The organism is Eikenella sp. HMSC071B05 (genome assembly GCF_001811325.1).
In the GTDB taxonomy this organism is placed as follows: Bacteria; Pseudomonadota; Gammaproteobacteria; order Burkholderiales; family Neisseriaceae; genus Eikenella; species Eikenella corrodens.
In genome coordinates, this window is record NZ_KV804540.1 from 220,798 (window position 1) to 233,153 (window position 12,356).

Annotated in this window: 10 protein-coding genes; 3 read left to right on the forward strand and 7 right to left on the reverse strand. The window is 60.3% G+C overall.

Annotated elements, in window-relative coordinates:
* Window positions 1-46: 46 nt before the first annotated feature.
* The 3 genes from HMPREF2796_RS03470 to modA form a co-directional block, all read right to left on the reverse strand.
* Window positions 47-736, reverse strand: coding sequence for an ATP-binding cassette domain-containing protein (locus tag HMPREF2796_RS03470; protein WP_003824354.1), 690 nt, complete (start codon window positions 734-736; stop codon window positions 47-49).
* The gene (modB, locus tag HMPREF2796_RS03475) at window positions 733-1,404 is read right to left on the reverse strand and encodes a molybdate ABC transporter permease subunit (RefSeq protein ID WP_070631040.1); all 672 of its coding nucleotides are present in this window, start codon (window positions 1,402-1,404) and stop codon (window positions 733-735) included. Before modB ends, HMPREF2796_RS03470 begins: the two co-directional genes overlap by 4 nt.
* Before the next feature lie 258 nt (window positions 1,405-1,662).
* Window positions 1,663-2,421, reverse strand: coding sequence for a molybdate ABC transporter substrate-binding protein (modA, locus tag HMPREF2796_RS03480; RefSeq protein WP_070630979.1), 759 nt, complete (start codon window positions 2,419-2,421; stop codon window positions 1,663-1,665).
* 336 nt (window positions 2,422-2,757) lie between these two features.
* On the opposite strand from modA, the gene HMPREF2796_RS03485 reads away from it, so the two are divergent.
* The 3 genes from HMPREF2796_RS03485 (at window position 2,758) to dnaE (ending at window position 9,443) form a co-directional block, all read left to right on the forward strand.
* The gene (locus tag HMPREF2796_RS03485; protein ID WP_070630982.1) at window positions 2,758-3,327 is read left to right on the forward strand and encodes an L-threonylcarbamoyladenylate synthase; all 570 of its coding nucleotides are present in this window, start codon (window positions 2,758-2,760) and stop codon (window positions 3,325-3,327) included.
* 295 nt (window positions 3,328-3,622) lie between these two features.
* Window positions 3,623-5,845: a DNA internalization-related competence protein ComEC/Rec2 gene (locus tag HMPREF2796_RS03490; protein WP_246826814.1), complete on the forward strand. Its 2,223-nt coding sequence runs from the start codon at window positions 3,623-3,625 to the stop codon at window positions 5,843-5,845.
* Between the two features lie 166 nt (window positions 5,846-6,011).
* On the forward strand, window positions 6,012-9,443 hold the full coding sequence (dnaE, locus tag HMPREF2796_RS03495; protein ID WP_070630985.1) for a DNA polymerase III subunit alpha: 3,432 nt from the start codon (window positions 6,012-6,014) through the stop codon (window positions 9,441-9,443).
* 265 nt (window positions 9,444-9,708) lie between these two features.
* Here the strand turns inward: dnaE and holA are convergent, their stop codons facing one another.
* The 4 genes from holA to HMPREF2796_RS03515 form a co-directional block, all read right to left on the reverse strand.
* Window positions 9,709-10,716: a DNA polymerase III subunit delta gene (gene holA / locus HMPREF2796_RS03500; RefSeq protein ID WP_070630987.1), complete on the reverse strand. Its 1,008-nt coding sequence runs from the start codon at window positions 10,714-10,716 to the stop codon at window positions 9,709-9,711.
* Window positions 10,716-11,192 (reverse strand): LPS-assembly lipoprotein LptE, encoded by a 477-nt coding sequence (gene lptE, locus HMPREF2796_RS03505; RefSeq protein ID WP_070630988.1) that lies wholly within the window; start codon window positions 11,190-11,192, stop codon window positions 10,716-10,718. The genes holA and lptE overlap by 1 nt, the downstream gene beginning before the upstream one ends.
* A 103-nt stretch (window positions 11,193-11,295) precedes the next feature.
* Window positions 11,296-11,625, reverse strand: coding sequence for a hypothetical protein (locus HMPREF2796_RS03510; protein WP_246826813.1), 330 nt, complete (start codon window positions 11,623-11,625; stop codon window positions 11,296-11,298).
* A 136-nt stretch (window positions 11,626-11,761) separates the two neighbouring features.
* Complete coding sequence (locus HMPREF2796_RS03515) at window positions 11,762-12,193, reverse strand: hypothetical protein (RefSeq protein WP_070630993.1); 432 nt, start codon at window positions 12,191-12,193, stop codon at window positions 11,762-11,764.
* Window positions 12,194-12,356 lie beyond the last annotated feature (163 nt).

Here is a 12,356-nt window from a genome sequence, read left to right on the forward strand (position 1 = left end):
CCTTGTCCTGATTTTTGTTAATCCACTATAACCATTAGCACAGCGTTTAGCCGGACACGCCGTATGCCAGCCGGCCGGCCGACATATGCGCCACTTCCTGCGCGAGGATTTCGCTATCTTCCGGATCGTGGGTGATGAGCAGCATGGGGATGTCTAGCTCCTGCTGCAAATCCAGCAGCCATTGCCGCATGCGGTTGCGCAGGCCGATGTCGAGGGCGGAGAAGGGTTCGTCCAGGAGCAGCCAGCGCGGGCTGGCGATGCAGGCACGGGCGAGGGCGGTGCGCTGGCGCTGGCCGCCGGAGATTTGGTACGGATAGTGTGCGGCCAGGGCAGTGAGCTGCATTTTGTCCAGCCAAAATTCGGCCAGCCGCACGGCTTGCTTTTGCGGCGGGGTGCGCCAGCCGTGGCGCAGGCCGAAGGCGATATTTTGCGCCACCGTAAGGTGCGGGAACAGGGCGTAATCCTGAAACAGCAGCCCGGCCTGCCGCTGTTGCGGCGGCAGCCACAGCCGCTTGTCGGTGTCGCCGTAGCATGTGCCGCCAATGCGCACATGCCCGGCCTGCGGGTGCAATAGCCCGGCCAGCAGCTGCAAAGTGAGGCTTTTGCCCGAGCCGGATTCGCCCACGATGGCCAGCCGTTTAGCTTGGCTTTGACAGCGGCAATTCAGTTCAAAAGTCTGCCCGCCGCCGACAAGGCGCGTATGGAAGGCGAAATCGAAAACCGGTGTGCCGCTCATGTTTTATCCTTTGCTTTGGCCAGATGGTTCACGCTCCACAACACGGCCACACACACCGCCGAAATCAGGATTACCAACTTGGTGGCCAGCGCGTCGTCGCCGGCCTGCACGGCTTCATATACCGCGATGGAGAGGGTTTGCGTTTGGTTGGGGATGCTGCCGGCAATCATCAGCGTGGCGCCGAATTCACCTAACGCGCGGGCAAAGGCCAGAAGCAGGCCGGCCAAAATACCGCGCCAGGCCAAAGGCAGCGTAACCCGCAAAAACACCGCCCATTCGCCCAAGCCGAGCACCCGCGCTGCCTGCTCCAGCTGCGGGTTGACTTCTTCAAACGCCGCCCGCGCCGGCTTGCACACCAGCGGGAAGGTAACCGCCGTTGCTGCCAACACCGCGCCCTGCCAGGTGAAAATCAGGCTGATGCCGAAATATTCCTGCAATAGCTGCCCGAGCACGCCGTTGCGCCCGAACAGCACCAACAGGTAGTAGCCCATCACGGTGGGCGGCATCACCATTGGCAGCGTGAGCACCACATCTAGCAGGTTGCGCCCGGGAAAGCGGCAGCGCGCCAGCAGCCAGCCCACGGCCACGCCCAGCACGAGGTTCAGCCCGCTCGCCCAAAAAGAGACTTTCAGCGAGAGCAGCAGTGCGGGCAATACGTCTTGAAACACACAGATTCCTTTGAAATAGCGTAATAATTGGTGGTGGAATGGAGAGATGGCTTGAGACTGCACAATATGGTTTGTGAGCCATTGCAAATTGGGTTTAGGCAGCCTGCCAATTTTTAGCTGGCAGCGCAGGTTTTGCAACCATCAGAGGCTACCTGAAACTTGGCAGGAGCAGATTTTATACCTGCCTGCTGCTATGCCAAAGGCTACCTGAAAGCGTTATTCTACTTTTCAGGTAGCCTCTTTTCCTACAATTTCGGTTTAGCGTCTAGCCGGGTTGAAGCCGTATTTCTGCAAAATGCGGTTGCCTTCGCGCGAGCGGATGAAGTCTAAGTAGCGAGCGGCTTCGGCGGCATCTTTGCTGGAAGCGGTCACGGCAATCGCGTAGGACACCGGTTTTTCCAGCGGTACGGCGCGTACGATGCGCACTCGGTCGCGGATCAGCATGGCATCGGTGCGGTATACAAAGCCCGCATCCACTTCACCGCGCGACACATAATCCAGCGCCTGGCGCACGTTTTGGGTGGAAATCATTTTGCCTTCCACCGCTTGCCACAGGCCGGCTTTTTCCAGTGCGGCTTTAGTGTAGCGGCCGGCCGGCACGCTGGCGGGGTTGCCCACGGCCACACGCTGCACCTGCGGTTTGCTCAAATCTTGCAGGGTGTTCACGCGCACGGCGGCGTTTTGCGGCTGAATCAGCACCAAGTCGTTCATGGCGAAAGTGCGGCGGCTGGCGGGAGCGATTACCTTGGCTTCGGCAGCCTTATCCATGGTTTCTTGGTCGGCAGTGGCCAGCACATCCACCGGCGCACCCTGCACCAGCTGTTGCAGCAGCACGCCGGAAGCGGCGGTGTTCAAATGGATCTGCGTGTCGGGATGGGCACGGCCATAGGCAGTGTTGATTTCCTGGAACGCCTCTTTCAGGCTGGCGGCGGCGGAAACGGTAATCTCTTTGGCTGAGGCCGACAGGGCGGCACAAGCCAGGGCGAGCATGAGGGCGGTTTGGCTGAAACGGCGCATTTGTTTTCTCCTTTAGGCGGTGTAAACGGCAGCCCAAGCAATAGGGCTACCTGAAGCGCGCGAAATTTTAGCAACGGCTCCTTAGGGGGCAATAGTTATTTCGGTATAGGCCGAAAGGACTATATGGCAAGTCAATCAAGCAAATTTGAATGGGGTAAGTGGTTGCGGATGAACGCAGATGGCAGGCTACCTGAAAGCACAGCCGCAACGCAGTTAAAACGAGATCTCTAGGGGAGTGGGTTTCTTCGGAGCGCAAACGAAATAGCAACACGGTAAACAGCCCGACGGTTTCAGATTACAATACCGCTTTTCATCCCGCATAAACATCCCGCAAGAATCATGTTCCCACGCATCCTTTCCGCCGCTGCCGCCAGAGGGCTGCGCGCGCACCTGCGCGGCGGCGGCTTGGTGGCCTATCCCACGGAATCCAGCTACGGCTTGGGCTGCCTGCCCACGCACCGCCGCGCCTTGCGCCGGCTGATGCAGCTGAAAAAACGGCCGCAGCATAAAGGATTGATTGTTATCGGTAATGATTTGAAGCAGCTTGAGCCGTTGCTGCAAAGGCTACCTGAAAACCAGCGTCGGCTGGCGCAAAGCACTTGGCCGGCGGCGGTTACGTTTTTGTTTGCGGCAGCCGATAGCGTGCCGACGCTGTTGCGCGGGCGCGGGCGGGAGAAGCTGGCGGTGCGCGTGCCGGCGCATGCTGGGGCACGGCGCTTGTGTGCGCTGCTGGGCACGCCGCTGGTGTCCACTTCGTGCAACCGCAGCGGGCGACGGGCTTTGCGGCATCAGCGCGAGGTGCGGCGCTGCTTCGGGCGGGATGTGTATGTGGTCAACGGCCGCTGCGGCGGGTCGAAGCGGCCGAGCCGGATTGTAGATGCGCAGAGCGGGGTGTATTTGCGCTAAAGGCTACCTGAAAGTTGTTTCAGGTAGCCTTTATCCCTCTTTGCCAATTCGCCAGTGGTTTGCTATAAGGCAATCTATAGTTGATTAAAATAAGAATGCTACGGCGTTGGCTTGCCTTGCTGTAGCACTCATACTGTCTGCGTCTTGTACTGTCTGCGTCTTGTACTGTCTGCGGCTTGCTGCCTTGTCGCATTCTTATTTTAATTAGCTAAAATTAAAACGAATAAACAATGAGGTAGTTATGCGCTTGGGCGGGTTGTGCTGTTGGGTGGCAGGTGTGCTGCTGGCTTTTTTGTTGCCGGCAGCACATTTTGTTGCCGTTGCCTCTGCCTTGGCGCTGTTGCTCGCTCTGATCGGCTGCTTCCGGCACGCCCGTGGGGCGTGGTGGTTGCTGTGCGGGTTGCTTTACGGCGTGTGGCGGTTGCAGCTGGCGTTATCGCAGCAGTGGCCGGCGGAGCCGGAGTTTCAACGGGTGCGGCTGGATTTTCAGGTAGCCTCGGTGATGGAGGCATCGGCGCAGGTGGTGCAGTTTGAGGCTTGGGCGCAAACGGAAGCGGGAGAGCGGTTTCGGCTGTTGGTGTCGGATCGGTATTTGCGCGAGTGGCGGCCGGGCAGCCGCTGGCGGATGACGGTGCGGGTGCGGCCTACGGTGGGCGAGCGCAATGAAAACGGCTTCAATCGCGAGGCTTGGGCGTTGAGCCGGCATATCGATGGCATGGCTTCGGCTGCCCTCGAACGGGCGGAACTGCCGCCGGACACGGGCTGGCCATCGCGTTGGCAAAACTGGCGATACGAGCGGCAGCAGGCTTGGCAACAGGCGGCGGAAACCTACCCGAACGGGGCGGCGCTGATGCGGGCTTTGGGCGGCGGCGGATACGGCGGGCTGGCGGATGAGCATTGGCAGGCGTTTCGCGTGTTGGGCATCAATCATCTGATTAGCGTGTCGGGGCTGCACATCGGTATGGTGGCGCTGGCGGCAGCGTATCTGGCGCGGCTTTTGCTACTGCGCCTGCCGCTGGCCGAACCGCGCCGCTGGTATTTGGCGGCGGGCTTGGCCGCGGCTTTGTTTTATTCGGCCTTGGCCGGCTTCGGCGTGCCGATTCAGCGCAGTTTGCTGATGCTGGCGGTGTTTGCCTGGCAATGGTATCGGCGCGGCAGCCCTGCGCCGTGGCGGGCTTGGTGGCAGGCGTTGGCGGCGGTGCTGCTGTTCGACCCGCTCTCGGCTTTGGGCGTGGGTTTTTGGTTTTCCTTCGGCGCGGTGGCAGCGCTGATTTGGGTGGCGCAAGGGCGGCTGGAGGCCATGCCGGAGGATGATGCGCCGGAAGGCGGCTGGCTGGGCGCGGCCAGGCATTCCGGCAAATGGCGCACCGCGCTGCGCGCCCAATATGCGGCCACGCTGTTGGGGTTTTGGCAGGCCGGGCAGGTGTTCGGCACCGTGCCGCTGGCTGCGCCTTTGGCCAATGCGCTGCTGATTCCGTGGTTTTCCTGGGAGTTGGTGCCGCTGGCTTTGCTGGCGGTGCTGCTGCCGTTTGAAGGCTACCTGAACATGGCGGCTGCCATCGGCGAATACACCATGAGTGCGGTGGTGTGGGCGGGCAGTTGGGTGCCCACCGGCGCGCTGGCGCATTTGCCGCCGCTGTTTTGGCTGGCCGTGCTGGCCGCGCTGGCGGTGTGGCTGCTGCCGCGCGGCCTGGGTTTGCGGCCTTGGGCGGCGTTGGTGCTGGCGGCATCCTGCCTGTATCGTACGCCCGCGCCGGAGCACGGCACGGCGGCGGTGCGGATTGTGGACGTGGGGCAGGGGCTCGCCTTGCAGGTGCGCACGCAAAACCATTGGCTGCTGTTCGACACCGGCACGGCAGGGGCGGCGCAGACGCAATTGGTACCCAACCTGCTGGCGCAGGGGCTGCCACCGCCCGATGTGCTGGTGCTCTCGCACCACGATGCCGACCACGACGGCGGCTTCCCGGCGTTTCAGGTAGCCTTTGCGCCGCGCAAATTGTATGCCGGCCAGCCGGAAGCCTATGCCGAAGCGGCTCAATGGTGCGCCGGCGGCACCTCGTGGGAATGGGAAGGCGTGTATTTTGAATTTCTCACCCCGCCGCGAAACCCCGAAGCTGACGACAACGAACAAAGCTGTGTGTTGCGCGTGTTGGCGGGTGGCCAGGCCGTGCTGGCGGGCGGCGATTTGGGCATCGCGGGCGAGCGCTGGCTGGTGGGCACATACGGCGATTTGCTGCACAGCCAATTATTGGTGCTGGGGCATCACGGCAGCCGCTCCTCATCCGATTCGGCTTATCTGAACGCCGTGGCGCCCGAAGCGGCGGTGGCGGCCAACGGCTTCGCCAACCCCTACGGCCACCCCGCCGCCATCGTGCGCCACCGCCTCTCCGCCCACCGCATCCGGCTCTACACCACCGCCCGCAGCGGGCAGCTGGATTTTGTGCTGGGGCAGGGCGGGGCAATGCGGCCGCAGCGCTTGAACAGAAGGTTTTGGCAGCGCAAGCCGTTTGAGGAGTGAGGGTTTCAGGTAGCCTGTTGGTGGATTGAGAGGCGACCTGAAAATCTTGCCGCTGCTTCATCACTCGCCCGCGTTCAGCAGCCGTTTGCGGTACAATGTGCGCCCTTCCTATTTCCAATCAGGCTACCTGAAAGCGCGTAGCCCAACCCCTCCGCAAGCCCGAAATATGACCGCCCCTGTTTACATCCCCCTGCGCCAACACACCGAATTTTCCATCACCGACGGCACTTTGCGCATCAAAGAGCTGGTGAAGAAAGCCGCCGCTTTCGGCCTGCCCGCGTTGGGCATCAGCGATTTGATGAACACATTTGGCTTGGTGAAATTCTACAAAGCCTGCCGTGGCGCGGGCATCAAGCCGGTGGTGGGGGCGGATGTGTGGGTGGCTAATCCGGATAATCCGGAGCAGCCCTTCCGCGCCATGCTCTTGGTGCGCAACGAGGCGGGCTACCGCCGCCTGTGCGAGCTGCTCACCCGCGCTTATGTGGGCACGGATCGCAACGTTGCCCATGCTGAGCTGGAGCCGCAATGGCTGGCTGAGGGCGATAACGAGGGGCTGATTTGTCTTTCTGGTGCGCATTTGGGCGAAGTGGGCCGCCAGCTGATGAACGGCCATGACCACGCCGCCCGCGCCGCCGCGCGGAAATACGCGCAATGGTTTCCCGATGCTTTTTATTTGGAACTGCAAAGGCTACCTGAAAAACCGGAATGGGAAACTTCGGTTTCAGGTAGCCTCAAATTGGCGGCAGAGCTGGGCTTGCCCGTGGTGGCCACCCATCCGGCACAGTTTTTAAACCCCGACGATTTCAAGGCGCATGATGCGCGGGTGTGTATTGCCGGCGGTTGGGTGTTGGCGGACAAACGCCGCCCGCGCGATTTTGTGGCCGGCCAGTATTTTGCTTCGCCGGAAGAGGTGGCCGCCCGTTTTGCCGATTTGCCCGAAGCATTGCAAAACACGGTGGAAATCGCCAAGCGCTGCAACCTCACGCTCACGCTGGGCAAAAATTTCCTGCCGCAGTTTCCCACGCCCGACGGCATGAGCTTGGACGACTACCTCGCCCACCTATCCAACCAAGGCCTGCGCGAACGGCTGGCCGCGCTCTATCCGGATGAGGCGGAACGCGAACAAAAGCTGCCGGAATACCAGGCGCGGCTGGATTTCGAGCTGGGCACCATCGTGCAGATGGGCTTCCCGGGCTACTTCCTGATTGTGGCCGACTTCATCAACTGGGCGAAAAACAACGGCTGCCCGGTGGGACCGGGGCGCGGCTCGGGTGCGGGCTCACTGGTGGCTTATTCTTTAAAAATTACCGATTTAGACCCGCTGCGCTATGCGCTGCTGTTTGAGCGTTTCCTCAATCCCGAGCGCGTGTCGATGCCCGACTTCGATATCGACTTCTGCCAAAACAACCGCGGCCGCGTGATTGAATATGTGCGCCAAAAATACGGCTTCGAGGCGGTGAGCCAGATTGTTACCTTCGGCACCTTGTCGTCTAAAGCAGTGATTCGTGATGTGGGGCGAGTGCTGGAGCTGCCGTTTGGCGTGTGCGACCGGCTCTCCAAGCTGATTCCGTTGGAAGCCAACAAGCCGCTGAGCCTAGAAAAGGCGATGGAGGCCGAGCCGGAAATCGCCAAGGTGTTGGAAGAGGAAGAGGCCGAAGAGCTGATGGAGCTGGCCAAAAAGCTGGAAGACCTCACGCGCGGCCTCGGTATGCACGCCGGCGGCGTATTGATTGCGCCGGGCAAAATTTCCGATTTCTGCCCGGTGTATCAGGCCGACGAATCCGCCTCGCCCGTTTCCATGTATGACAAAGGCGACGTGGAAGACATCGGGCTGGTGAAGTTCGACTTCCTCGGCCTGCGCAACCTCACCATCATCGAAATGGCGCAGGAATTCATTGCGCAAACCACTGGCGAGCGTATCGATGTGAACCACATCGACCTCACCGACCAGCAAGCCTACGAAGTGTTCCGCAAGGCCAACACCACGGCGGTGTTCCAGTTTGAATCCACCGGCATGAAAAAGATGCTGGCGCAGGCCAACACCACCAAGCTGGAAGAAATCATCGCCTTTGTGTCGCTCTACCGCCCCGGCCCGATGGATCTGATTCCGGATTTCATTGCCCGCATGAAGGGTGCGCGCTTTGAATATATGCACCCGCTGCTCGAGCCCGTGTTGCAGCCCACCTACGGCATCATGGTGTATCAGGAGCAGGTGATGCAGGCCGCGCAGGTGATCGGCGGCTATTCGCTCGGCGGGGCAGACTTATTGCGCCGCGCCATGGGCAAGAAAAAGCCCGAAGAAATGGCGAAACACCGCGAAATCTTCGCCGAAGGCGCGGCCAAGCAGGGCATTGCCCGCGAAAAAGCCGATGAAATCTTCGACTACATGGAAAAATTCGCCGGCTACGGCTTCAATAAATCCCACGCCGCCGCCTACGCCCTGGTGGCCTACCAAACCGCCTGGCTCAAAGCCCACTATCCGGCCGAATTCATGGCCGCCACCATGTCGAGCGAGTTGGACAACACCGACCAGCTCAAGCTGTTCTACGACGACGCGCGCGATAACGGCATCCGCTTTCTGCCCCCTGATGTCAACCATTCCGGCTACCACTTCCAGCCCGATGCCCAACACCGCATCCGCTACGCCCTGGGCGCGATTAAGGGCACCGGCGAAGCCGCGGTAGAAGCCATTGTGGCCGCGCGCGAAGAAGGCGGCGCGTTTAAGAGCCTGTTCGATTTCTGCGAGCGCGTGAGCCGCCAGCACATCAACCGCCGCACCATCGAAGCCTTGGTGCGCGGCGGCGCATTCGACAGCATCGAACCCAACCGTGCCCGCCTGCTTGCCAATATCGATCTAGCCATGAGCAATGCCGAGCAGCAGGAAGAAAATGCCAACCAAGGCGGCCTGTTCGATATGGTGGAAGATGCGATTGCTCCCTTGGAGATGATTGATGTGCCCGCCTGGGGCGAAGCCGAGCTTCTGGCCGAAGAAAAACAGGCCATCGGCTTTTATTTCTCCGGCCACCCCTTCGGCCCGGCCGAAAAAGAAGTGCGCCAGTTCGCTCCCACCCGCCTCTCCCAGCTCAAGCCCAATGACAACGTGCGCGTGGCCGGTTTTGCCACCGCCATCCGCAGCATGGTGGGCAAGCGCGGCAAAATCGCCTTTATCACGCTGGAAGACACCGGTGGCAAAGCCGAAGTGATGATTAGCGGCGAAACGCTCGAGCAGCTCGGCCGCGACACCCTGCGCGCCGACCAAGTGTTGATTGCCGAATGCCGCATCAGCCGCGACGACTACGGCGGCGAAGACGGCCTGCGCATCATCTCCAACCGCGTTTACACCCTGCAGGAAGCCCGCAGCCACTACGCCCGCGCCCTCACCCTGCACCTCGCCCCCCACCACAACATTCCCCGCCTGGCCGAACTGTTGCAGCGAAGCGGCGAAGGCAAGCGCGTCCCCCTGCGCCTGCACTACGCCAACGATAAAGCCAGCGGCGAGCTGATCCCCGACAGCCGATGGCAGCCCTGCCTCAGCACCGAGCTCTTGGAAGAACTGGTGTCGCTCTTGGGCGAGCGGCAGGTGGGAGTGAATTGGTAGCGGCTACCTGAAAAGGACGGCCGGAGAGATTTCAGGTAGCCTTGCGGGCTACCTGAAAAGTATTGTGCCGATAGCAATGGATTGGGCATTGATGCCCGGCATGATGAAATCAGGCTACCTGCAAAGTTTCTGCAGCAAGGTAGGAAGGTTTTCAGGTAGCCTGTGGTGATTTGGGTGGTAATAAATGTTTATCGGGGAGGGGTGCACACTCGATCGTTATATTGGGCAGGTTAGCTGCCAGTATTCCCATATGGCATTAACACCATTAGCCAGCCAAACCCACCAGCAGCTGCCGGATGGCGGGCCAGGCTTCGCCGGTTTCCGCGCCTTTGATGATGCGGTCGATGCGGGCGCATTCTTGCAGGGCGGAGATGAGGCGTGGGGTGGCGATGCGGCGCACGGCCAAAGGGGCGAGTTGCTGTTTGCTGCCCCACAGGCGCAGGCTGTTGCGCACTTGGGCTACGGTTTGCCCTTGTTTGAGTGCGGCGGTGAGGCGGATGAGGGTGCGGATATCGTCGGCCAGCATCCACAGCAGCATTACGGGCTCTTCGCCGTCGGCTTCGAGACCTTCGAGCAGGCGCACCACGCGGGCGGGCTCGCCGCTCATCCAGGCGGCGGCAAGCTGGAATACGTCGAAGCGGGCTACGTCGGCCACGGCGGCTTCGGTTTCGGCAATGCCCAATTCGTGACCGGCGGGGTAGAGCAGGGCGAGTTTGTCGATTTCCTGCTTGGCGGCCAATAGGTTGCCTTCCACGCGCTCGGCAAACAGGGCCAGCGCTTCATTGCCGATGGATAAATGATGCTGCGCGAGGCGGCTGCGTATCCAGCCGGGCAGGGCTTGGGCATCAACGGCTTTGGCTTCGACTACGGTGCCGCTGCGGCTGAGGGCGGCAAACCATTTGGCCTGGGTTTGGGCGCGCTCGAGTTTGGGCAGGAGGATGACGGTTACGGTGTCGGGCGGCAGGTTTGCGGCCAGTTGTTCGAGGGCTTCGCTGCCGGCTTTGCCGGGCTTGCCGCCGGGCAGGTGGATTTCGAGCAGTTTGAGTTCGGCAAACAGGCCGATGCTGTTGGCGGAGGCGAGGAGGTCTTGCCAGTCGGCGGCGGTGTCGGGGGTGTGGGTTTCGCGGTTCAGGTAGCCTTGCTCTTTGGCGGCGGCGCGGATGGCGTCTAAGGCTTCTATCCGCAGCAGGGCTTCTTCGCCATGCAGCACATACAGCGCTTGCAGGGGCTGTTTGAGCTGCGGCAGCAGGCGTTCGGTGCTGATGGCGGCCATTATTCGGCTTTCAGGTAGCCTAGGCGGCGCACGAGCTGGCGGGCGGCATCCACGCGCATATCGGCCCAGAGTTGGGCTTCTTCTTCTTGCTTACCGAGAATTTCGCTGTCGCTGTAGTCCAGCGTGCGGTATACGGTAATCATCATCTGCTCGCCCAGGGCTTTTTCGCCGCGCCAGGCTTGGGCGGACACTTTAAGCTCCAGCTGGTATTCGGTTACGGTGCCGGAGAGGTTAAGGGTTTGGATGTTTTTATTGGTTTGGATATCGGTTACTTTGACCACGGCATCGGCAAAGGCGCTGTCGAGCTTAGCGTGGCGGCGCAGCAGTTCGGTTTCGATGTTTTGCTGCAATTCGCGCCCTTGTACGGCCCAGGTTTGATAGGGCAGGGGCGGGTTGAGTGCAGGGTCGCTGCCGGCCAGGCGGAAGCCGCAGGCGGCCAGCAACAGTAAAATGGGCAGCATCAGATATTTTTTCATGGTGTTTCCTTGGCTTGCGCCGCAAGAGGCGGCGGCTAGGGGCGTATTCTAGCGGATTGTGGATGGGGGAGGCTACCTGAAAACTCTACAGCATACTCATCCTTTAAAACCAATAGTCCTTCATGGCTGCCAATAATTCCGGGGTGATTGCGTATCCGCAATTTTCGCCGATAACGCTGTCGATGCCGCAATAAGGGCAGCATGCCGTGTATTGCCCGTCGTCTTCCGGTACAAAGTCGCCTTCTTCCAGTTCGGTGGAGCGGAAAATGGCGAGGCAGGAGAAGCAGCCGCAACGCTGGGGTGGCAGCAGATACGCCTTATTTTTGAAAGAAAATTGGTGCGCGGCTATGGCAGCGGCGCCCAATGCTTCATCTGTTGATAGGTTGGTCATCTTGTTTCCAGAAGAGGAGGCTACCTGAAAACGGCTGGGCATTTTCAGGTAGCCTTTCAGGATGGTTTAAGGCTGCATCTGCAAAGTTTGCGCAGAATCGGCAGCGCCAATCCGTTTTGCCCGGCATTCATACTGCTGGACATACATATCTGGGCGGCAAACTATATTTCCGCGCGCATCAGCGGGTACGGTTTAAACCCAAGGCATAGGTTCGCCCGTTTTGCCAGGCAAACCACCAATACAGGCGCATATTCGGATTATCGGGCTTGCTCATGCGGCAAAACGCAAAGGTCTGATTGTGGATACACGCCATCGGCATCGTTCGGAGTTCAGTCGGCAGCAAGGCTTTCCATTCGCGCACTTTCTGCTCGGAAGAAGTTTGCAGGCGGCATTCACCCGTACCTTGGCACACCGGCATCCACTCGCCATCGCCGAATTTTCCGTCCATCACCCATTGCGTGCCACGCTGGTAATAACGCATCTGCATTTGTGTGGGCTTTTGGTCTTTGTCCAGCTGCACATAGTCGCCGGCATCGGATGCGTCCAAGCCTGCTGCGAACGCGCTGCCGGACAAAGCCAGCCATAAGGCCATGATTTTGGCAAATTTCATAATAATCTCCTAAGATGAAACACCCTTGCTTAGCCCTGCTAAAGCGCGGGTTGATTGAGTAAACGGCGCAGCGTGCTTTCTAGCAGGCAAAAGCAGCCTGTGCCTTGGTTTGACAATTCAGACAGATGCTCAGGCGGCATTATATAGTGAATTAAATTTAAAC

What these genes read in the sequence shown, in the direction of transcription:
- dnaE (WP_070630985.1), top strand. Translation starts at nt 6,012, where the DNA reads ATGACCGCCCCTGTTTACATCCCCCTGCGCCAACACACCGAATTTTCC.
- HMPREF2796_RS03510 (WP_246826813.1), bottom strand. Translation starts at nt 11,625, where the DNA reads ATGCCCAGCCGTTTTCAGGTAGCCTCCTCTTCTGGAAACAAGATGACC.
- HMPREF2796_RS03515 (WP_070630993.1), bottom strand. Translation starts at nt 12,193, where the DNA reads ATGAAATTTGCCAAAATCATGGCCTTATGGCTGGCTTTGTCCGGCAGC.
- HMPREF2796_RS03470 (WP_003824354.1), bottom strand. Translation starts at nt 736, where the DNA reads ATGAGCGGCACACCGGTTTTCGATTTCGCCTTCCATACGCGCCTTGTC.
- modA (WP_070630979.1), bottom strand. Translation starts at nt 2,421, where the DNA reads ATGCGCCGTTTCAGCCAAACCGCCCTCATGCTCGCCCTGGCTTGTGCC.
- lptE (WP_070630988.1), bottom strand. Translation starts at nt 11,192, where the DNA reads ATGAAAAAATATCTGATGCTGCCCATTTTACTGTTGCTGGCCGCCTGC.
- holA (WP_070630987.1), bottom strand. Translation starts at nt 10,716, where the DNA reads ATGGCCGCCATCAGCACCGAACGCCTGCTGCCGCAGCTCAAACAGCCC.